General features: G+C 36.3%; 22 protein-coding genes and 2 pseudogenes. 16 read left to right on the forward strand and 8 right to left on the reverse strand.

What is annotated here, in order from left to right; translation table 11 throughout:
• Nucleotides 1-224: 224 nt before the first annotated feature.
• On the reverse strand, nt 225-1,457 hold the full coding sequence (locus DPQ31_RS05870) for an ammonium transporter (RefSeq protein WP_199631885.1): 1,233 nt from the start codon (nt 1,455-1,457) through the stop codon (nt 225-227).
• 218 nt (nt 1,458-1,675) lie between these two features.
• Here DPQ31_RS05870 and DPQ31_RS05875 point away from each other — a divergent pair, with 218 nt between their 5' ends.
• On the forward strand, nt 1,676-2,971 hold the full coding sequence (locus tag DPQ31_RS05875; RefSeq protein WP_000412000.1) for an alpha-amylase family glycosyl hydrolase: 1,296 nt from the start codon (nt 1,676-1,678) through the stop codon (nt 2,969-2,971).
• 10 nt (nt 2,972-2,981) lie between these two features.
• Nucleotides 2,982-3,209, forward strand: coding sequence for a hypothetical protein (locus DPQ31_RS05880; protein ID WP_001169968.1), 228 nt, complete (start codon nt 2,982-2,984; stop codon nt 3,207-3,209).
• A gap of 39 nt (nt 3,210-3,248) precedes the next feature.
• Here the strand turns inward: DPQ31_RS05880 and DPQ31_RS05885 are convergent, their stop codons facing one another.
• A complete protein-coding gene (locus DPQ31_RS05885) occupies nt 3,249-3,740 on the reverse strand; it encodes a YajQ family cyclic di-GMP-binding protein (RefSeq protein ID WP_001040146.1) in 492 nt (163 codons plus the stop codon).
• Nucleotides 3,741-3,970: 230 nt separating this feature from the next.
• On the opposite strand from DPQ31_RS05885, the gene DPQ31_RS05890 reads away from it, so the two are divergent.
• From DPQ31_RS05890 to DPQ31_RS05910, 5 genes and pseudogenes are all read left to right on the forward strand, one after another.
• Nucleotides 3,971-4,825 carry a CvfB family protein gene (locus tag DPQ31_RS05890; protein WP_000281280.1) on the forward strand — a complete coding sequence of 285 codons (855 nt, stop codon included), beginning with the start codon at nt 3,971-3,973 and terminating at the stop codon, nt 4,823-4,825.
• A 252-nt stretch (nt 4,826-5,077) separates the two neighbouring features.
• A pseudogene (locus tag DPQ31_RS05895) lies at nt 5,078-5,604 on the forward strand (RHS repeat domain-containing protein); the annotation flags it as partial.
• 361 nt (nt 5,605-5,965) lie between these two features.
• The gene (locus DPQ31_RS05900; RefSeq protein ID WP_097957166.1) at nt 5,966-6,307 is read left to right on the forward strand and encodes a hypothetical protein; all 342 of its coding nucleotides are present in this window, start codon (nt 5,966-5,968) and stop codon (nt 6,305-6,307) included.
• A 186-nt stretch (nt 6,308-6,493) separates the two neighbouring features.
• Nucleotides 6,494-6,694: pseudogene (locus tag DPQ31_RS05905) on the forward strand (RHS repeat-associated core domain-containing protein); the annotation flags it as partial.
• Between the two features lie 11 nt (nt 6,695-6,705).
• Entirely contained in the window at nt 6,706-7,308 is a 603-nt protein-coding gene (locus DPQ31_RS05910; RefSeq protein ID WP_016108001.1) for a hypothetical protein, read from the forward strand.
• Nucleotides 7,309-7,375: 67 nt separating this feature from the next.
• Here the strand turns inward: DPQ31_RS05910 and prsA are convergent, their stop codons facing one another.
• Nucleotides 7,376-8,233, reverse strand: a complete 858-nt coding sequence (prsA, locus tag DPQ31_RS05915; RefSeq protein WP_001214219.1) for a peptidylprolyl isomerase PrsA — start codon at nt 8,231-8,233, stop codon at nt 7,376-7,378.
• Between the two features lie 129 nt (nt 8,234-8,362).
• Nucleotides 8,363-8,494, reverse strand: a complete 132-nt coding sequence (locus tag DPQ31_RS05920) for a DUF3941 domain-containing protein (protein ID WP_001120851.1) — start codon at nt 8,492-8,494, stop codon at nt 8,363-8,365.
• Between the two features lie 100 nt (nt 8,495-8,594).
• Between DPQ31_RS05920 and DPQ31_RS05925 the strand changes: the two genes are divergently transcribed.
• Nucleotides 8,595-9,452: a YitT family protein gene (locus tag DPQ31_RS05925; RefSeq protein WP_000364440.1), complete on the forward strand. Its 858-nt coding sequence runs from the start codon at nt 8,595-8,597 to the stop codon at nt 9,450-9,452.
• A 25-nt stretch (nt 9,453-9,477) separates the two neighbouring features.
• Here the strand turns inward: DPQ31_RS05925 and DPQ31_RS05930 are convergent, their stop codons facing one another.
• The 3 genes from DPQ31_RS05930 to DPQ31_RS05940 form a co-directional block, all read right to left on the reverse strand.
• The gene (locus DPQ31_RS05930) at nt 9,478-9,675 is read right to left on the reverse strand and encodes a DUF3813 domain-containing protein (RefSeq protein ID WP_000527396.1); all 198 of its coding nucleotides are present in this window, start codon (nt 9,673-9,675) and stop codon (nt 9,478-9,480) included.
• Nucleotides 9,676-9,816 carry a hypothetical protein gene (locus DPQ31_RS05935; protein ID WP_000516816.1) on the reverse strand — a complete coding sequence of 47 codons (141 nt, stop codon included), beginning with the start codon at nt 9,814-9,816 and terminating at the stop codon, nt 9,676-9,678.
• Nucleotides 9,817-9,920: 104 nt separating this feature from the next.
• Nucleotides 9,921-10,730 (reverse strand): Cof-type HAD-IIB family hydrolase, encoded by an 810-nt coding sequence (locus tag DPQ31_RS05940; protein WP_000043171.1) that lies wholly within the window; start codon nt 10,728-10,730, stop codon nt 9,921-9,923.
• Nucleotides 10,731-11,222: 492 nt separating this feature from the next.
• Here DPQ31_RS05940 and DPQ31_RS05945 point away from each other — a divergent pair, with 492 nt between their 5' ends.
• Together DPQ31_RS05945 and clpB are read left to right on the forward strand one after the other, a co-directional pair.
• Nucleotides 11,223-11,402: a YjzC family protein gene (locus DPQ31_RS05945; RefSeq protein ID WP_016082481.1), complete on the forward strand. Its 180-nt coding sequence runs from the start codon at nt 11,223-11,225 to the stop codon at nt 11,400-11,402.
• 209 nt (nt 11,403-11,611) lie between these two features.
• The gene (clpB, locus tag DPQ31_RS05950; protein ID WP_208731675.1) at nt 11,612-14,212 is read left to right on the forward strand and encodes an ATP-dependent chaperone ClpB; all 2,601 of its coding nucleotides are present in this window, start codon (nt 11,612-11,614) and stop codon (nt 14,210-14,212) included.
• A gap of 36 nt (nt 14,213-14,248) precedes the next feature.
• On the opposite strand, the gene DPQ31_RS05955 is transcribed toward clpB, so the two are convergent.
• Nucleotides 14,249-14,431 carry a YjzD family protein gene (locus DPQ31_RS05955; protein ID WP_001211112.1) on the reverse strand — a complete coding sequence of 61 codons (183 nt, stop codon included), beginning with the start codon at nt 14,429-14,431 and terminating at the stop codon, nt 14,249-14,251.
• Between the two features lie 156 nt (nt 14,432-14,587).
• On the opposite strand from DPQ31_RS05955, the gene DPQ31_RS05960 reads away from it, so the two are divergent.
• The 6 genes from DPQ31_RS05960 (at nt 14,588) to DPQ31_RS05985 (ending at nt 19,809) form a co-directional block, all read left to right on the forward strand.
• Nucleotides 14,588-15,322 (forward strand): lipase family protein, encoded by a 735-nt coding sequence (locus DPQ31_RS05960; protein ID WP_000028709.1) that lies wholly within the window; start codon nt 14,588-14,590, stop codon nt 15,320-15,322.
• Between the two features lie 29 nt (nt 15,323-15,351).
• Complete coding sequence (locus DPQ31_RS05965) at nt 15,352-16,224, forward strand: NAD-dependent epimerase/dehydratase family protein (protein WP_000486174.1); 873 nt, start codon at nt 15,352-15,354, stop codon at nt 16,222-16,224.
• A 64-nt stretch (nt 16,225-16,288) separates the two neighbouring features.
• Nucleotides 16,289-16,465 carry a ComZ family protein gene (locus DPQ31_RS05970; RefSeq protein WP_001003338.1) on the forward strand — a complete coding sequence of 59 codons (177 nt, stop codon included), beginning with the start codon at nt 16,289-16,291 and terminating at the stop codon, nt 16,463-16,465.
• A 244-nt stretch (nt 16,466-16,709) separates the two neighbouring features.
• Nucleotides 16,710-17,642 (forward strand): beta-ketoacyl-ACP synthase III, encoded by a 933-nt coding sequence (gene fabH / locus DPQ31_RS05975; RefSeq protein ID WP_001100553.1) that lies wholly within the window; start codon nt 16,710-16,712, stop codon nt 17,640-17,642.
• A 30-nt stretch (nt 17,643-17,672) separates the two neighbouring features.
• On the forward strand, nt 17,673-18,911 hold the full coding sequence (gene fabF / locus DPQ31_RS05980) for a beta-ketoacyl-ACP synthase II (protein WP_000412641.1): 1,239 nt from the start codon (nt 17,673-17,675) through the stop codon (nt 18,909-18,911).
• Between the two features lie 106 nt (nt 18,912-19,017).
• Nucleotides 19,018-19,809 carry a DUF2268 domain-containing putative Zn-dependent protease gene (locus DPQ31_RS05985; RefSeq protein ID WP_000539318.1) on the forward strand — a complete coding sequence of 264 codons (792 nt, stop codon included), beginning with the start codon at nt 19,018-19,020 and terminating at the stop codon, nt 19,807-19,809.
• Nucleotides 19,810-19,932: the final 123 nt, after the last annotated feature.

A 19,932-nucleotide genomic window follows, 5' to 3' on the forward strand; every position in this document is an offset into this window, starting at 1 on the left:
GCTTTACACGGGGTATTTTTCGTTTTTATCATGTCGGAATTTGTTGGTAAATCGATATTTTGTGTCGAAACGTCGATATAATGAAAGAATCGCTGATATATTTAAAAAATCGTCGATATATCCGAATAATCGCTGATATATTCATGAATATACCAACTAGGGTATACCACCGACAGTATAATAAAAAGAGATGCAATCTACTAGTAGTAGATTGCATCTCTTTTTTAATTCACTCGCTCAGTATACTCATAAGCCTTCTCACCGTGCATCGAAATATCAAGTCCCATATGTTCTTCGTGCTCATCTACCCGAACAGGGAGGAAGTAGTTGATCGCTTTAATAATGGCGTATGTCATTATAATTGTGAATGCATATGTTGCTCCGATTGCGACAAGTTGTTTAAATAGTAAAGCTGCGTTTCCGTAAAACAGACCGTTAGCGCCATCACCGTTTACAGTAGTAGTTGCGAAAAGTCCAGTTGCAATACCGCCCCAAGTTCCTCCGATGCCGTGACATCCGAATGCATCAAGTGTATCGTCGTACCCAAATTTCGTTTTCAAGAAGAAGACAGCACCGAAACATAATACGCCCCCGATTGCTCCGATAAGAAGGGCGGAGAAAGGTGTAACAAATCCGCAAGCTGGCGTAATTGCGACTAAACCGGAAACAACCCCGCAAGCAGCTCCCATCGCAGTCGGTTTCGATTGGAAGAACCATTCAGATAGCATCCAAGTTAGAGCAGAGGCAGCGGCGGCTATATTTGTATTAATAAATGCAGTTAAAGCGACGTCGTTTAATGATAATGCACTCCCGACGTTAAAACCGAACCACCCGAACCATAGTAAACCTGCACCTAACATCGTAAATGGTAAATGGTGAGGAGAGGTACCGTTTATGTTTTTTCGTTTTCCGAGGAAGATCGCTAATACAAGACCGGCAACACCAGAAGTGATATGAACGACATTACCACCAGCGAAGTCTAACGCGCCAAGTTCTCTTAGCCATCCGCCAACGCCCCATACCCAATGAGCGACGGGATTGTAAACGAGTGTTGTCCATAGAAGAATAAAAATAAGAAAGGCAGAAAAACGCATTCTTTCAGCGAATGCACCTGAAATTAAAGCTGGAGTTAAAATAGCGAACATGAGTTGGAACATCATAAATAAATTGTGAGGAATAGTAGATGAGTAGTCTGGATTTGGTACGTAGGTAACTCCGTTTAAGCCGAACCAATCGAGATTGCCTATAAGTCCGTGCCAATCTGGTCCGAAAGATAAAGAATAACCGATTACAATCCACTGAATTGAGACGATAGCCATTGCGCTGTAGCTGTGCATCGTTGTGCTCAATACATTTTTACTACGAACCATGCCTCCGTAAAAAAGTGCTAATCCTGGTGTCATTAACATGACCATTACTGTCGTTACAAACATAAAAACTGTATCTCCCGTATTCATTCAATCCCCTCCTGTAATGTTAGAAAATATTACATTGTTTGTTATGTTTCATATCATATTCGAAATTGAGGAGAAAATCAACTGAATTTTTAGAAAATTTTATTAATCATGTAAGAAAATCTAACATTATGTATTTTTGAAGGAATGAAATCAGCGTATGCGATTTGCTTGGATAATTGGTATAATATTCTTACAATTAAAAAACTTGGGGGATGCGTGTGGAAAAAATATGGACTAGGAACCTATTCATTTGTTTTTGTTTAGCTGTCGTTTTGTTTGTACCAATACATACTTTTGCAGATGAAAAAAGAGAGTGGCGAGATGAAGTCATATATTCGATTATGATTGATCGCTTCAATAATGGAGAACCGAAAAATGACAAGCAGTTAGACGTTGGTAATTTAGAAGGTTATCAGGGCGGAGATATAAGAGGGATTATAAAAAGGCTGGATTATATAAAAGAAATGGGTTTTACGACTGTTATGCTTTCGCCGCTTTTTGAAAGTGGACAGTATGATGGATTAGACGTGCGAAATTTTCAAAAAGTAAATGAACATTTCGGAACAGAAAATGATGTGAAAGAGCTTGTAAAAGAAGCTCACGAAAAAGGAATGAAAGTTGTATTTCAATTTCCATTTGGAGAAAACGAACAACAAGTAATCGACTCGATGAAATGGTGGGTAAAAGAAGTCGATTTAGATGGAAGTTATGTAATACATAGTGAAAAAAAGCCGCGTTCTTTCTGGGGTGACGTTCAAAAGGATATGCAAGTGATAAAGAAAGATTTTCGTATTATGACAAAAGAAGATAGTGAATACAATGAAAAAATAGTAGAATCGTTTTCCGAAGCGGATGTATCGGTGAAATCGTTATATGATGTGAGTAAAAAAGAAGAGGAGTTTGTTACGTTTTTAGATAATCAAGAAACAAAAAGGTTTGCACGTATCGCAAAAGAAAATATGTATTATCCGCCATCACGTTTGAAACTAGCTCTTACCTATTTATTAACATCACCAGGGATTCCGAATTTTTATTACGGAACTGAAATCGCATTAGATGGAGGAAGCGTACCGGATAATCGCCGATTAATGGATTTTAAATCAGATGAAAAGTTTATGCAGCACATAACAAAGCTTGGCGAACTTAGACAAATGAGACCATCTTTACGACGTGGTACGTTTGAACTTTTATATGATAAAGATGGAATGAGTATATTAAAACGAAAGTACAAAGATGAAGTAACATTAGTAGCAATTAATAATACGAAAGAAACACAAAAAGTTGCCTTACCTGCAAGTGCAATTGGTGAAAAACAACAGTTAAGAGGATTGTTAGAAGACGAAATTATAAGAGAAGAAAACGGGAAGTTCTATCTCGTTTTAAAGCGCGAAGAATCGAATGTGTATACTGTTAGTAAAGAAACAGGTGTGAATTGGTTATTTATCTCCTTAATCGTCGGTGTGAACGTATTATTTATTGCGTTTTTAATTGCGGTTAAAAGGAAACACAGATGAGGTGAGATATTTGCAGAAAAAGAAGTTGCTCGCTCTATGTTCATGTCTTCTTATCGTATTTGTAAGTTTGTATTTTGGGGACATCGGTGACGATAGGGAATTTGTTCGGTGGGGTGATAGTATTCATTCTGTTGACACAGCAGCTCTTAAGAAAAATAATATTCAATACAAAATCGAAAATGATAAAGTATATATTCCGAAAAAATCATTTGATAAAGCGATATGGTGCTGCTCTTAATAAATACAAAAACTCCTCTAATTAAGAGGAGTTTTCTTTTTAGCGATAGTTAATGAATTGTACGTCAATCGGTAAGTCAGCACTGCGAACGGCTGCGATTACTGCTTGTAAGTCATCGCGGCTTTTCGCTGTAACACGTACTTGATCATCTTGTACTTGTGTTTTCACTTTTAATTTCATTTCTTTAATGATGTTGTTAATTTTTTTCGCGTTATCTTTATCGATACCTTGTTGTAACGTTGCGCGTTGGCGAACAGTGTTACCAGTCGCAGCTTCCACTTTTCCATAGTCCAAGTTTTTAATTGGAACGTTACGTTTTACAAGTTTAGAAATTAAAACGTCTTTTACTTGGTCTAATTTGAACTCGTCGTCAGAAGTTAAAACAAGTACTTCTTTTTCTAGTTTAATATCACTTTTACTTCCTTTAAAGTCATATCGGTTTTGGATTTCCTTTAATGCGATGTTAATTGCGTTTGTTACTTCAGGTAATTCTACTTTCGAAACGATGTCAAAAGAACTATCTTTTGCCATAGTTAGCACCTCCAAATAAATTTCTAATCTTTTTATGTACTGTACATACTAAAGTATAGCTGAAAACGAGCTTAGACTTAAGTGTTTTCATACTGATATTCATGTAGCTTCACTTTATTATAGTGAATTTTGGGCAGTTGGACAAATAAAGGAAAAATCGTGTTATAATTAACTTTTGTTTGGAATGATAAAAAAGATAACTTTATATATATAGAAGGGAATTAAAAAATATGTATTTGCAATTAGGATCGATTGAACAGGTAACTGTTTTACGCGAAACGGAAATCGGATATATGGTTGGAAACGAAGAGGAAGAAATCTTCCTACATAAAAACGAAGTAGCTGGAGAAATTGCAGAAGGCGATACGATTGATGTATTCTTATACCTTGATCATCAAAATCGTATTTCAGCAACAATGAAGGAACCAATTATTACAACACATGATTGGAATTGGGTAAAGGTTGTAGAAGTTATTCCTAGTTTAGGTGTGTTTGTTGATATTGGTGTATCAAAAGATATACTAATTCCACTTGATGAGTTCCCGATTTATATGCCAGTATGGCCAGAAGTAGGCGACGAATTATATTGTACGTTAAAATTAACGAATCGTGATCGTTTAATCGCTCTTCCAGCAAGAGACAGTGATATGCAAGAAATTATCGTAGATGCGACGCCATCTATGCGTAATAAAAACGTCAATGGACGTGTGTATCGTTCACTTCAAGTTGGTTCATTCATACTAACTGATGAGCATTTCCGTGCTTTCTTACACCATACAGAAAGAAAAGAACAAGTCCGCATCGGTGAGCGTGTAACAGGTCGTATTATTGACGTGAAAGATGACGGTACAATCAACATTTCACTTCTTCCTCGTAAAGAAGAAGGAATGGAAGATGATGCTGCAGTAATTTATGAATATATGGAAGAAAGAGGCGGAGCAATGCCGTTTTGGGATAAGAGCCACCCAGAAGACATTAAAGAACGTTTCAATATGAGTAAAGCTGCGTTTAAGCGTGCGCTTGGTAAAATGATGAAAGAAGAAAAGATTTACCAAGAAGAAGGTTGGACTTACTTTAAGAAATAAAGTGAATGAAAAAGAACTATTTTTTCTCTAAATTTTTAAGAGAAAAAATAGTTCTTTTTTTTATTATAAAGTAGATAAAAAGTAAATAAGGTGTAATAAAACGTTTAATCTACAAATATTTTACTGTATTTATAAGGAAAAAAGAATATAAAATGGTAAATTGTCGGAAAATATACATTTTTAGAAAAAAGACACAATATTGTCGTTTTTATATTGAAGACCATCAGAAAATTCTTTAAATTGTTAATTGTAAGAATGAAAACAGATGAGAACGGCCACGTACGTACGTATATCGCACCGAATGATGCTAGTGCAACGTATAATTATGATCAAACAGGGAAACTATCGGATTTAGCTATTGCAACACCAAAGCAAATGCTACTATTAGAGAAATATGAGTATGACAAAACAGGAAAACGTACGAAGATTAAACATGAAAGTTCTGATGGGAAAATAACGGAAACGGAAAAGTCCTCCGTCAATACGTTTACAATAAAGACGGCGTCCGCCTAGCAATGAAAATACAAGATCAATCGGTATACTACCACTACAACCCGCGCGGTGACGTAATAGCAATGACCGACAAAGATGGACAAATAGTCGCAAGCTATGAATATGATGCATGGGGTAACGTATTAAAAAGCGAAGCAAAAGGAATCGCAGCGGACAATCCATTCGGATATGCAGGATACATGTATGATAAAGAAATGGGTATGTATTACTTGATCGCTCGTTACTACAATCCGGATCATGGTGTGTTCTTATCGGTGGATCCGGATGGGTATAAGGCAAAAAAGTTGTAAGTGGATATAAATATTGGAAAAAAGGTAAGCATGAATATTACCAAAGAAGTTATAAGCAAACTAAATTTAATTATTATTCAGGACAAATTGCGAGAGCAGTTGTCAGTTTTAATGCTGGTAATGTAGTTAAGAACATTGGTTTAAAATATATAAAAGCTCCAAGTCGACAGAAGAGTTTAGAGATAGTAGGGGGCTATTATGTTGGGGGAAAATTTATAAAGCCAGTCCCAGAACCAGGTACTAAAATTACTTTAACTTATAGAAAAAAATTGAATTCTAAACAGTGGTATTTAAAATATGACGAAGGTAAATCAAAAGGGAAATGGAAGAAAGCCAAATGGTAAAAGTGAAGAATATGCTTAAAAGGTTCAGAATTATTGATTTGCTATTTATATATATAGTAGCTTATGTTTTAGTAGATCAGCCTTCGGATTTGAAAAAGATAGTCTTCTTTCTTGCTGGCATTACCATATTTATACTAGAGAAAGTTATGCTGTCTTCAAAAGAATTCAATCAATATTTAAAAAATGTCAGGGAAGGATTTATATCTGATGTACTGATAGGAGTGTTGTTTTTTTGGTATATCTTTAATGTTCTTAATATAGCTACTTTACTTGTTTTATTAATAATTTGTATTTTGAAATTCAAGGAAGATATTGATGTGCTTTTGCGTAAGTAAATAGTTTTCTCTTGAATTTATTATTGGCGTATGGATTAACGCGAATGGAAACAGAGCAAATTGAAACATTAATAGATTATAAAATTAAGGGAAGAGGCGAGAAAATGTCTTCTTCCTTTTATATACACATGGAATGAAGCAGATGGCTCTGTTGCAAAGTTTTTTACAGATTTAGGATGGGGCATATACGTTTACAACAAAGACGGTGTCCGCCTAGCAATGAAAATACAAGATCAATCGGTATATTATCATTATAATTCTCGTGGTGATGTAATTGCGATGACAGATCAAAATAGAGAAGTTGTCGCAACGTATGAATATGCTGCATGGGGTAACGTCTTAAAGAGCGAAGCAAAAGGAATTGCAGCGGACAATCCATTCGGATATAAGGAGAAAATATGGATAAATATATTGAAATACACAAACCTGCAACGGAAAAAAACGAATATTTTCTAGTATTAGATGAGCATGATAATTTTGAAAATGATAAAATTTTGAATTTGTTATCAACAATTAATAGATATATAGTTGATGTTGATACAAGCATGGAACAATTTATGGAAACAATGATGTCGAAATTTCATTTATATCTTTTAGTGAATTGTGAAGGGGTTCAAGAAGAATTAACAAAGGTGCAAAATTATATTTGGGAAAAAGAATTAAAAGAGTTAAACTGGAAAAAGTCGATCGTAAAGAGCGCAATTTTAATAAACCAGTATGATCCTGCAACTGATATTTTCGATGTGATTTCTCCTGTATGTATGGAGGGAAGCCTCATGTTCCTTTTCTCTGAAAAGGAAGTAAACGAAAATGAGTTAGAGAGTATCATAAAGTATATGAAATTTGATCGGACAAGAGTATATTTCAATAAAGAAACAATTGAACTGGCGGGGGAAATGGGTTATATAGTAGGGCATTTTGAAGATGAGTATTATATAGTATCTTTACGTTCGGAAAAGCAAGTATTTGTTTGCTATGCAGAAGAATGTATCATAGGCTAGAATACAAGCAATAAAACATGAAATAAAAAAAGCACAGTCTTATCTTTTTAAATAAGACCGTGCTTTTTTAGTTTCCCCGCTCAAATATAAGAGAAAATGTATCGTTTAATTCACTATCATTTATTTTAATATTTGCCTTTTTTAATTCGTCTTGTAATAGTTTTTGACTGAATGTAGGGTCAGCGATACGTTCTTCTTCTAAGTTTTTACGAATGGAGTCTTTCACTTCATCGTAAGGCTTTAAATCCTTTTTATCAGTTAATTTAATAATGTGATAGCCGTTCGTTGATTTGACGGGATTGCTAATTTCGCCAACTTTTAGTTTGTAGGCAGCTGTTTCAAATTCAGGCGCCATTGTACCTGAATTAAAGTATCCGAGGTCTCCGCCTTTTTCTTTTGATAGTAGATCTTGTGATTCTTGTTTTGCTAATTCTTCAAATGAAGCACCAGCGTCTAGTTTTTTCTTTATTTCTTTCGCTGCATTTTCATCGCTTACTAAAATGTGACTCGCTTTAATTTCTGGTTTATAGTGGTCTTTCACGTCTTTTTCTGTAACGCTTTTCTTAACCGCTTCATGCAGAGCGAGTTTGAACTTCATTTGATTTTTGAAATCAGCCTCATCTTTTAAACGATTGTTTTCTAAAAATCCTTTGAATTGGTCTCCAAATTGATTTTTTACTTTTTGGACCTCGTTATCTACATCATCGTCAGATACTTTATATTTTTTCGTAATAACGTCGTATGCCATCATTTCGTATAGCATGTCTTTTCCGTAACGATCTTTCAATTGTTTTTCGAAGTCGCTCTTCGTAATGGTTGAGTCTGTTGCTGTAGCGACTGTAGCTGAGCCATTCTTTTGTCCGCAAGCAGAAAGCATTAATATACTTATTAGTGCAGTAATAATGAAAATATGTTTCCCTCTCATGCTAACACCTCATCCGAATATGTTATCGCTATTGTAGAATATAGAAGTGAACATGAAGTGAATTTTTAATGTTTTTTCCTGTGAAATGTAAAAAAAGTACATCAACAATTATGTTGATGTACGATGGGATCAAAGGTGATCAGTCTTCTTGGAATATGCGCGCTTGCCCTGCTGAATATTTTTTTGCTCTTGCTCATTTTTTTGCGTGCGTTTTGCATTATTATCGCGAGCTTTTTTGTCGTTATCACTCGTATGTGGCATATGTATCAACTCCATTTCTAAACGTTGTACGTTTATCATTTCCTTTTTCGTAAAGACTATGTATAGCGGTGCATTTATGAAGGGTAAAGGTGGATTAGAGATGGATTTGAAGTTGAATTATACCGAACTTATTAAGAAATTAATCGTTGTAATTATCGCAGGCTTATTAAATGCGATTGGAATGAATTTGTTTTTAACACCAGCGAAAGTGTACGCGAGTGGCTTTGCTGGATTGTCTCAATTATTATCACAAATATTAGGTGATTTTTTATCTATTCATATATCTACAGGAGTATTGTTTAGTTTGTTTAATATTCCTGTCGTTATTTTAGCGTGGAAAAAGGTTGGGAAGGCTTTTACGTTTTTTAGTTTTCTATGCGTTATATTTATGACCTTGTTTTTAGAAATTATCCCAGTTCGAGCGGTTTCGAACGATATTATACTAAATGCAATTTTTGGCGGCATTATTTCAGCGATTGGGGTAGGGGTTGCGTTAAAATGGGGTGCTTCTACAGGTGGTTTAGATATCATTGCGATGATTTTATCTAAGATAAAAGATAAACCTGTCGGTACATACTTTTTCTTTTTTAATGCAATTATTATTATCGCTGCGGGTTATGTATATGGGTGGGAGAAAGCGTTATATACGTTAGTAACTTTATATGTATCAACGAGAATTATTGATGCCATCCATACTCGCCATGTGAAAATCACAGCGTTAATCGTTACGAAAAATGGTGCAGACGTACGAAAGGCGATTCACTCACGGTTAGTGAGAGGGATTACAACTATACCTGCAACAGGTGCTTACACAAATGAAAATAAGGAAATGTTAATGATGGTTATTACTCGTTACGAGTTGTACGAATTAGAAAGGGTTATTAAACAAGTAGACCCAGGTGCGTTCACAAATATACTGCAAACGGTCGGGGTATTCGGATTGTTTCGAAAAGATTAAAGAGGACCAAAGCTGGTCCTCTTTTTTAATGCAAATTCGTAATGTTTTGCAACTGCTCCTGCATCTCGCGTAGCTGAACTTTCTCAGCAGTTGAAGAGTTTGCATAAGCGGATTGCAAAGCGTTTTTTGCTGTATATACGAGATCTTGTTGTTCAGCGCCGCTTGAACAAGATACGGCATTTGCAACAGCATCTCTAGCTTGTTGGAATAGTAAGTTCCCCATTTAAACCCCTCCAAAAGAAGAGTTACTTCTCGCTTTTTCTGCCTCAGCTAATGTACCTCTGTACGGGAATCTTGCATCATGCTTCATAACAGCATCGGCTCCTTGTTGGATAAAACGTTTTGATTTGTTCTTTTTACCCATTCGAAAAACCCCCTTTATTTAGCTGAAAACAATCGACGCGTTAACTCGGCGTCTAATTATAGTATGAGCGTTTGGCGAGAAACTATAAGCAGGGAATTTTTAGATTACAATCCAAGAACCTCTTCTAAATATAGAGCGATGCCATCTTCTTCATTTGTTAATGTCGTATGATTGGCGAGTGATTTTAATTCAGGTATTGCATTACCCATTGCGATACCGTGACCAGCAAATTCAATCATTTCAAAATCATTATCTTCATCACCGAAAGCGATAATGCGCTCTTTTGGAATGTTGTAATGACTAGAAATTTTTTGCAATCCGACCGCTTTATTTAATCCACTTTTTACAATTTCAATAATTGGCCAAGGTGCGCCCCATTTTCTATGATCGATCACTTCAGCGTGCATATCAGTTAAATGTTGACGAATTGCAACGGAATGATCATCGTGTGCGTCAATTAATAAACAAGTCGGATGGTCGTTTAAAATATTTAATAAATCTCCTGTGAAAATCTTTGGAGAACCAAATTCGAAAATGTGTTTTTTATCTTCATCAATTTCACGAACGTACACATCATCCATCACTTCAGCGTATATATTTTTTACGCCGAAATCAAAGCAAGCTCGGACAATTTCTTGGGCTGTTGCTAGCTCAAGTGGAGAGTGATGTGTGCCCCAATTTGAATCAAGAGGGTGATGCACGTAAGCACCATTAAAGTTTACAATCGGTGTATTAAGATTAAGTTCTTTATAATAATCAAAACTAGCACGGAATGGACGTCCTGTTGAAATGACGACGATATGCCCTTGTTCCTTTGCTTTTGTAATTGTCTGTTTCGTTCGAGTGGAAATTATTTTGTTGTCTGTTAATAAAGTGCCGTCTAAGTCTAATGCGATTAAATGTTGTTTACTCATAATTTCACCTCTTATAATAATTTTTTTGTATCTATCTGTATTTCCGTTTTTAATATGCAGAAATAAGAGGTTAGACTGGGTGAGACCACCATAGATGGAAAGTTCACTATATATCCATCTTACGTCGCAAAGTACGGTGGTGTCTACTATTTCTCGTTGGAAATCAAGAAAAGTCAATATTTTTTTAGAAAGTTCAAACAATGTTTCTTTCATTATGTACAAATTGTGAAAAGGGTTACATTGCCCGTATGAGGAGGCTTATAATAAACATGTAATCTTCTCGTATATGTTTGACTCTCCTTTGAAGCTAGCCTACAGGTAGGTTGGTTTCTTTTTTTTCTACAAGTAAGGAAGTAATCCCTGCTTAAGCTTGTGTAATTATATATATTGTAAATCGGTGAACTGTAGTACTTGTTTCCTAAACATGACAGAAAAGCTTTCTTTTAAAATGGATATACTAATGAGGCAAGACGTCATGGAAGGAGAATGAAGATGGGACAAAATCGCAGGTTTCGTTCTGGACAAAAAGCGCCAAATGATGGCGTTTACGTAGAAATTGGTGAAACGGGAAGTATGGTAAAAAATCCGCAAATGGTACAATTAACTGCCGGTGAAAAGTTTCCAGATAACACGAATCATAACCGTCAGTGGACATATAAAAGAAAACCGTAACAGAAGCCGCAATCTTTATTGCGGCTTTTTTTGTTACATAATATAATTTCATTTACTGTACTTTTTTAAGTAGCATAATGAATGCTCCCTTTTTCTTTTTCCAATAATAAGTTTGAAAATACATAGGCAAATTTATTGTATAAAAAAGTAAGTTGGCGTATAATCAAATCAAAGGTCAAAGAAAGTCAAACTTTTGGAGGGCTGTAAAGATGGACTTAAATCAAATGACAACGAAAACACAAGAGGCGATTATGAGTGCCCAATCTTTAGCGGTATCTCATCATCACCAAGAGGTGGATACTGTTCATCTATTACTTGCATTATTAGAGGAGCAAGATGGATTAGCAGTACGTATATTTCAAAAAATGAATGTTGATATAGAAGCATTGAAGCAAGATGTAGAAAATGTAATTAAAAAGAAACCTTCTGTAACGGGAAGCGGAGCAGAAGCTGGGAAATTGTATATAACAAGCAATCTGCAGCAACTGCTTGTAAGAGCAGGGAAAGAAGCAGAAAAACTGCAGGATGATTACATTTCAGTAGAACATGTATTGCTTGCTTTTTCTGAAGAAAAAGGCGATATCAATCATTTATTTACAAGATTGCATATTACGAAAGATAACTTATTACAGTCTTTAATGACAGTTCGGGGGAATCAAAGAGTGACTAGTCAAAATCCAGAAGCAACTTATGAAGCGTTAGAAAAATATGGCCGTGATTTAGTGGCGGAAGTGAGAGCAGGGAAAATTGATCCTGTTATCGGACGAGATAGTGAAATTCGCCGCGTTATTCGCATTCTTTCACGTAAAACGAAAAACAACCCTGTTTTAATTGGTGAGCCAGGTGTTGGTAAAACAGCAATTGTTGAAGGATTAGCACAGCGTATCGTGAAAAAAGATGTACCAGAAGGGTTAAAAGATAGAACAATCTTTGCATTAGATATGAGTGCACTTGTAGCCGGAGCAAAATTCCGTGGTGAATTTGAAGAGCGCCTGCAAGCTGTATTAAATGAAATTAAAAAGAGTGAAGGCCGTATTTTATTATTCATTGATGAACTTCATACAATCGTCGGTGCTGGTAAAACAGAAGGTGCGATGGACGCAGGGAATATGTTAAAACCGATGCTTGCTCGTGGTGAACTGCATTGTATCGGGGCAACGACATTAGATGAATATCGTAAATATATTGAGAAAGACCCAGCGTTAGAAAGACGTTTCCAACAAGTATTAGCAGAGGAACCGACTGTTGAAGATACAATCTCCATTTTACGTGGTTTAAAAGAGCGTTTTGAAATTTATCACGGTGTAAATATTCATGACCGCGCGATTGTAGCAGCATCTGTTTTATCAGATCGATATATTTCAGATCGCTTCTTACCGGATAAAGCAATTGACCTTGTTGACGAAGCGTGCGCAACAATTCGTACAGAAATTGATTCTATGCCAACAGAATTAGATGAAGTAACGCGCCGTATTATGCAGCTGGAAATTGAAGAAGCCGCTCTTGGAAAAGAGAAGGACTTTGGTAGCCAAGAACGTCTGAAAACATTGCAACGTGAATTATCGGATTTAAAAGAAGTTGCAAGTAGCATGAGAGCGAAATGGGAGAAAGAAAAAGAAGATATTCACAAAGTTCGTGACTTACGTGAACATTTAGAGCGTCTGCGCCGTGAATTAGGAGAAGCAGAAGGTAATTACGATTTAAATAAAGCAGCTGAACTTCGTCACGGAAAAATTCCTACAATTGAAAAAGAGTTAAAAGAAGCAGAAGAAATGAGCGCACATAATAAACAAGAAAATCGTTTATTACGCGAGGAAGTCAGTGAAGAAGAGATTGCTGATATTGTTTCACGCTGGACTGGCATTCCTGTCGCAAAACTCGTTGAAGGTGAACGTGAGAAATTATTACGATTAGAGCAAATTTTATCAGAGCGTGTCATCGGACAAGAGGAAGCGGTAAGCTTAGTATCAGATGCAGTTCTTCGTGCGCGGGCTGGTATTAAAGACCCGAATCGCCCGATTGGTTCTTTCATTTTCCTAGGACCAACTGGTGTTGGTAAAACAGAGCTTGCAAAAACGTTAGCACAGTCTTTATTCGATAGTGAAGAGCAAATGATTCGTATCGACATGTCTGAGTACATGGAGAAACATGCTGTGTCACGCTTAATTGGTGCACCTCCTGGATATGTTGGATATGAAGAGGGCGGTCAATTAACGGAAGCAGTAAGACGTAAACCGTATTCCGTTATTTTGTTAGACGAAATCGAAAAAGCGCATCCAGAAGTATTCAACATTTTATTACAAATGTTAGATGATGGACGCATTACAGATTCGCAAGGACGTACAGTAGACTTTAAAAACACGGTTATTATTATGACTTCAAATATTGGATCTGCTCATTTATTAGATGGATTAGAAGCAGATGGTTCCATTAAAGAGGAATCAAGAGAACTTGTCATGGGACAATTAAGAGGACATTTCCGACCAGAGTTTTTAAATCGTGTCGATGAAATTATTTTATTCAAGCCTCTTACAACGAATGAAATTAAAGGTATTGTTGATAAAATTGTAAAAGAATTACAAGGTCGTTTAGCTGACCGTCATATTACGGTAGAATTAACAGACGCAGCGAAAGAATTTGTTGTAGAAGCTGGATTTGATCCGATGTACGGAGCTCGTCCGTTAAAACGATATGTGCAGCGTCAAGTTGAGACGAAATTAGCGAGAGAATTAATTGCAGGCACAATTACGGATAATAGTCACGTAGTTGTTGATGTAGAAAATAACGAATTAGTTGTTCATGTGAAATGAAAATAAAAAAGAGTTCGGATAAAATCCGGACTCTTTTTAGTGTTGTTCTACTGGCTCGTTTGGAATTGCAGCTGAAATCGCTAATACTAATACCGCAAGAACAACTGAGAAAATAGACGCTTGGTTAAAATCGTATGTACCGCCAGTCATAGAGCCGATTACGTAGCTCATCATATGTACAAGCGCGAACGACCAAATTAATGCCCAAATGAAACGCATATTTTACACCTCTATTCGTTCAATCTGTCCTTATTGTAACACAATTGAAAAAAGAATATAGAAAAATATTTGTAGATTTTTCAACGCAAATTTGCATTCCGTTCATACATTATAAAAGAGTGGTTTTATACGTTTAGAAAATAAGGCGGGGGAAAAATGAGTATTACGGAACGTTTTTTTTACTTAGAAAAAGAACCATGTGTCATTTATTTACCGGAGAAGCCAAATGGGTTTTCAGTTATGCTCCTCGGTGATTACAACTACTTTATTGAGAATGGTACAAGTTTATGGACACAGCATGCGGGAAGATCTTATTTTTTACATGGCCTTATTGAGGAAGGCTACACGGTCTTTTCTTCTAATTTATATGGAAGACACTGGGGGAATGACCAATCTGTTCGTCTAGCGAAACGTTTATATGATGTTGTTTTGAGAAAAGAGACATTAAATACGAAAATGCACATTATGGCAGATGGTATGGGTGCGCTTGTAGCGCTTGAAATGATGAACAAATACCCTGAAAGTATACGTTCTGTCATTATGTTAAATCCGTGTTTAGATTTGCCAGAATATGTGGAGTTCGAAAAAGAGCATAAGTTTTTTTACAAAAGATTAGTGAAGGAATTAAGTTTGGCGTACGATTCCAAAGAAGAAGAATTAGAATCAAAAATAAATAAGAAATCATTTACGCTTCTTCCGTCTTGTGTACCTGTTAAAATTTTCGTATCAACACAAGAAAAAAGAGGAAGAAAACAATTGTTACGTAAATACGAGAAAATGAGGCAATTCAATCAATGTGATACTTCTGTCTTATTCCATCTCCAAGATGTGAAATATAAAATGGTTAGACAAACAACGGATTTCTTTAAAAAATATGAAGAAGAATTGTGAGGCTCCCATATACATAAATGAGGAGCTATTTGTTTCAAGGGGAAAGGGTTGGTGGTATGGAACGCGTGCTGATTATAGGTGCACTTACGTTTGTAGGTTATCACCTTGTGAATAAAATGATTGCAGAAGAAGTAGAAGTGTATGGTCTTGATTTTGATGAATACGATAGTATGACAAAAATTAATGAAGAGAAGTTATTGTTAATTGGGCGAAACGCTTTATTTACGTACTATCCAATAAGAGATGAAGATGGATGGAGATCAGTAGAGGAAGAGAATTTCGATGCAGTTTACTTTTGTTTGTGTGAACCAAACCAGCAAAGTGGCTTTCGGAATGAAAGAGTCATATTACAATATTTAAAGCGGATTATAAAAATGTGTGAAGAAAATAAAGTAAAGCTAAATCTAATTTCTTCTATTGAGGTAGGATGCACAGGGGAATCCGAAAATAAACGCCTATTTTCGAAAGTAGAAGAAGGGTTAAAAAAAGGGGAATTACAATATAGTGTATTTCGAGTTCCTACATTATATGGTCCGTGGCAACCATCCTTTATGATGTATCATCAGCTCATTTTATCAGAACTGGATGAGAAAGAGTGCCGTTGTACGAGTGAGGAAAAAGGAAGCGATTTACTTTACATTGAAGATGTATGCGAATACTTATGGGGAAATGGAACGAACGGAGAGCATCTCGGTATATACAATTTACTTAGTGGTAAACGGTCGTTATGGGAAAAAGGGATGAATCTTTTACGTGCAGATGATAAAGTGAATAAAAATAATAAGGAAGAAAGAGATGAAGCGGCCGAGGATATTCCGATAAAAAGAAATACCCCGTTAGAATACGGTTTAAATAAACAATTGGCACATATGAAAAAATATAAAGAGTTATACGAAGGATAGTGCACGTGTTACACTATTGTATGGATTATGAATTGAAAGTTTTAATGGAGAGGAAGAGTATAATATGAACGAAAAAAGCATGCAATTTTTACAAATCGCAATGAAGCATTTACCAGAAGCAAAGGCAATTTTAGATTCGAATGGAATTGAGCTTGATATGGAGAAGGCACAACCAGTGTTAGAGTTATTAATGAAAGTTATGAATGAAGCATATGAGCTTGGGAAAGCAGACAAAGAATAAAACCCTTCTTTTTGAGGGGAGAGAGGCTCGAACCGTGAGTAGAAGCGGTTCGGGTCTTTTTATATTTCGAGCGAAGTAAGGGGAAGAATAGGGGAAGGTATGTTTTCGTTGTTTTTACTGAAAAATAAAGAGAATAAAACGCTAGCTTTCTGTTTTAGCTGAAATATATTCTAGACAAAAGTAAATTTATGTTTTAAAATTAGTACCAAGTCATAATAATTGATATAAAACGGAGGGCTGCGATGTGAACGTGGGCATTTTAGGGATCGGAAGATATGTGCCAGAAAAAGTAGTCACAAATCACGATTTAGAGAAAGTAATGGATACATCCGATGAATGGATTCGTACGAGAACGGGAATTGCAGAAAGACGCATTGCCGATGAGACAATAGATACTTCATATATGGCCGTAGAGGCTTCTAAAAAAGCACTTGAAGATGCAGGGATTAGCGGAGAGGATATCGATCTTATTTTAGTGGCAACAGTAACGCCAGATCGTGCTTTTCCAGCAGTAGCTTGTGTGATTCAAGAGGCAATTGGAGCGAAACACGCAGCGGCAATGGATTTAAGTGCAGCGTGTGCGGGTTTTATGTACGGAATGATTACAGCACAGCAATTTATTCAAACTGGAACTTATAAAAATGTATTAGTAGTTGGTAGTGATAAACTATCTAAAATTGTAGACTGGAATGATCGAAACACAGCAGTACTATTTGGAGACGGAGCTGGCGCTATCGTAATGGGAGCTGTTTCAGAAGGAAGAGGCGTTTTATCTTTCGAATTAGGAGCAGACGGAAGTGGCGGCAAGCATCTTTATCAAGACGAGTATGTTATGATGAATGGCAGAGAAGTCTTTAAATTTGCTGTTCGTCAACTTGGAGATTCTTGTCTTCGTGTGTTAGATAAAGCTGGTCTTACGAAAGAGGATGTGGATTTCTTAGTACCACATCAAGCGAATATTCGTATTATGGAATCTGCGAGAGAGAGATTAAATTTACCACAAGAAAAAATGAGTATGACAATTGAAAAGTTCGGTAATACATCAGCTTCTTCCATTCCAATTGCAATGGTAGAGGAATTGCAAAATGGACGTATTCAAGACGGTGATTTAATTATACTTGTTGGTTTCGGCGGTGGATTAACATGGGGAGCAGTAGCTCTTCGTTGGGGTAAATAAGGATTGAGAGAAAAAAGGAGTGTATTTTGTATGGAAAAAAAGAGGGTCGTAATTACAGGACTAGGAGCTGTTACACCGATCGGAACAGATGTTGAAACAGCTTGGGAAAACATAAAAAAGGGTGTATCTGGAATCGGGCGACTTACAAGAATTGATCCGGAACTATTTCCAGCAAAAGTAGCAGCAGAAATTAACGACTTTGAAGTCGAGAAATATATTGATAAAAAAGAAGCGCGCCGTATGGATCGCTTTACACAATATGCAGTAGCAGCAGCGAAAATGGCAGTTGCGGATGCAAAGCTTGAAATTACAGAAGAAAACGGACCTCGAATTGGTGTATGGATTGGTTCTGGTATTGGTGGTATGGAAACATACGAAGAACAATTTAAGATTTTTACTGAGAAAGGTCCACGCCGCGTGAGTCCATTCTTCGTACCGATGATGATTCCAGACATGGCAGCAGGTCAAGTATCTATTGCGACTGGAGCGAAAGGAATTAACACTTGTTCTGTAACGGCTTGTGCATCTGGTGCAAACTCAATTGGTGATGCATTTAAAGCAATTCAGCGCGGTGATGCGGATGCAATGATTACAGGTGGAGCAGAAGCACCGTTAACAAGTATGGCATTCGCAGGATTTAGTTCAGCGAAAGCATTAACATTTAATGAAGATCCAGCAACTGCTTGCCGCCCATTTGATAAAAATCGTAGCGGTTTTGTAATGGGTGAAGGTTCAGGGATTCTAATTCTTGAAGAATTAGAGCATGCATTAGCACGTGGTGCTCACATTTATGCGGAAATCGCTGGTTATGGCGCAACTGGAGATGCATTCCATATTACAATGCCTGCTCCTGGCGGTGAAGGCGGAGTGCGTGCAATGCGTCAAGCTTTAGCGGATGCAGGTCTAGAGCCAGAAGATATCGATTACATTAATGCACATGGTACAAGTACAGATGCAAATGAAAAATACGAAACGATGGCAATTAAAGAAACTTTCGGTGAGCATGCATATAAAGTAGCCATTAGCTCAACGAAATCTATGACAGGTCACTTACTAGGTGCAGCTGGTGCTGTTGAAGCGATCTTCTCTATTAAATCAATTACGGACGGAGTAATTCCTCCAACAATTAACTATGAAACACCAGATCCAGAATGTGACTTAGATTACGTACCGAATAAAGCGAGACAGCAAGAAGTAAAAGCTGTATTAAGTAACTCACTAGGGTTCGGCGGTCATAATGCAGTATTAGTATTTAAATCGTATAAATAATAGATGAAATAAGGTGTTTTTTCGTAATAAACTACGAAAAAACACCTTATTTATTTTTACGCCTTTTTCTTCTTTTGCATATACATAAGAAAAAGGGGGGATAAAGATGGGGGTTGTTGAAACAGCCGAGTGGTTACATCTATATTATGGACGGCCAGAAAAGCTTTGTGAGAAATTTACGAAGTATATTCCACTGCCAAAAGAAAGGTTGTATCGCTTTTTAATTTCTAAAGGTATGTATCGCCCAGTAATGCGAGGAGAACGTGAAATTAAAGAATTAGAGAAAAAAGAAATTTGGAAAGAGTTACGTATGGAGTATGATAAATTGAAAAATTGGTTAAAAGGTCCGGATGTCCCTATCTTTATTTTATTATCAGATTCGTATAATCGAACTGTACAAGAAGAGTATAACGGAAAAGCTGGATTATCTATGCGTCACGTTATTTTCTTATTCGTATGTGGACGGAATTCGGTGGAAGAATTAAAAGTGTTATTGGCACATGAATATCACCACATATGCAGGTTACATCAAATTGAGACGAAAGAAACAGAGTATACGTTACTTGATACGATGATTATGGAAGGGTTAGCTGAGCAAGCAGTAACGGAAAGATATACAGAAAAAAATAATGCACCGTGGACGAAATATCTTTCAAAAGAAGAGGCGATTTATTATTGGCAAAACGTTGTTCAAGAAAGAATAAGTATAAAACGAGGAACGAGGGAGCATGACGTATTATTAAACGGACTTCATTCTTATCCGAAAATGCTTGGTTATGCGCTTGGGTTTCACATTGTAAAAGATTGTGTAGCGTTTGAAGGGGAAGATACACTGTCTTTATTACCTATAGATGCGAAAGAAATATTGAGTAAAGCAAATACATTTCGTATTCCATGAAAAACAGGAGGTCTATCTCCTGTTTTTTTAGATATTATAGAAGGAAAAATAATAATTAGAATATATTTCCTTAAGTGGAATAAAGTTAAGCGAAAATGAACATAATGATTGGTACAAACAGTA

The organism is Bacillus sp. COPE52 (assembly GCF_003355115.1).
Lineage (GTDB): Bacteria > Bacillota > Bacilli > Bacillales > Bacillaceae_G > Bacillus_A > Bacillus_A toyonensis.

Bases quoted from the DNA above. Each gene is read 5' to 3' on its own strand.
- DPQ31_RS05900 (WP_097957166.1), top strand. From the start codon at position 5,966: ATGGTAAAAGTGAAGAATATGCTTAAAAGGTTCAGAATTATTGATTTG.
- fabF (WP_000412641.1), top strand. From the start codon at position 17,673: ATGGAAAAAAAGAGGGTCGTAATTACAGGACTAGGAGCTGTTACACCG.
- DPQ31_RS05970 (WP_001003338.1), top strand. From the start codon at position 16,289: ATGAACGAAAAAAGCATGCAATTTTTACAAATCGCAATGAAGCATTTA.
- DPQ31_RS05920 (WP_001120851.1), bottom strand. From the start codon at position 8,494: ATGCCACATACGAGTGATAACGACAAAAAAGCTCGCGATAATAATGCA.
- DPQ31_RS05930 (WP_000527396.1), bottom strand. From the start codon at position 9,675: ATGGGGAACTTACTATTCCAACAAGCTAGAGATGCTGTTGCAAATGCC.
- DPQ31_RS05960 (WP_000028709.1), top strand. From the start codon at position 14,588: ATGAGTATTACGGAACGTTTTTTTTACTTAGAAAAAGAACCATGTGTC.
- clpB (WP_208731675.1), top strand. From the start codon at position 11,612: ATGGACTTAAATCAAATGACAACGAAAACACAAGAGGCGATTATGAGT.
- DPQ31_RS05940 (WP_000043171.1), bottom strand. From the start codon at position 10,730: ATGAGTAAACAACATTTAATCGCATTAGACTTAGACGGCACTTTATTA.
- DPQ31_RS05935 (WP_000516816.1), bottom strand. From the start codon at position 9,816: ATGGGTAAAAAGAACAAATCAAAACGTTTTATCCAACAAGGAGCCGAT.
- DPQ31_RS05945 (WP_016082481.1), top strand. From the start codon at position 11,223: ATGGGACAAAATCGCAGGTTTCGTTCTGGACAAAAAGCGCCAAATGAT.
- DPQ31_RS05910 (WP_016108001.1), top strand. From the start codon at position 6,706: ATGGATAAATATATTGAAATACACAAACCTGCAACGGAAAAAAACGAA.
- DPQ31_RS05890 (WP_000281280.1), top strand. From the start codon at position 3,971: ATGTATTTGCAATTAGGATCGATTGAACAGGTAACTGTTTTACGCGAA.
- DPQ31_RS05985 (WP_000539318.1), top strand. From the start codon at position 19,018: ATGGGGGTTGTTGAAACAGCCGAGTGGTTACATCTATATTATGGACGG.
- prsA (WP_001214219.1), bottom strand. From the start codon at position 8,233: ATGAGAGGGAAACATATTTTCATTATTACTGCACTAATAAGTATATTA.
- DPQ31_RS05870 (WP_199631885.1), bottom strand. From the start codon at position 1,457: ATGAATACGGGAGATACAGTTTTTATGTTTGTAACGACAGTAATGGTC.
- DPQ31_RS05885 (WP_001040146.1), bottom strand. From the start codon at position 3,740: ATGGCAAAAGATAGTTCTTTTGACATCGTTTCGAAAGTAGAATTACCT.
- DPQ31_RS05925 (WP_000364440.1), top strand. From the start codon at position 8,595: ATGGATTTGAAGTTGAATTATACCGAACTTATTAAGAAATTAATCGTT.
- DPQ31_RS05955 (WP_001211112.1), bottom strand. From the start codon at position 14,431: ATGCGTTTCATTTGGGCATTAATTTGGTCGTTCGCGCTTGTACATATG.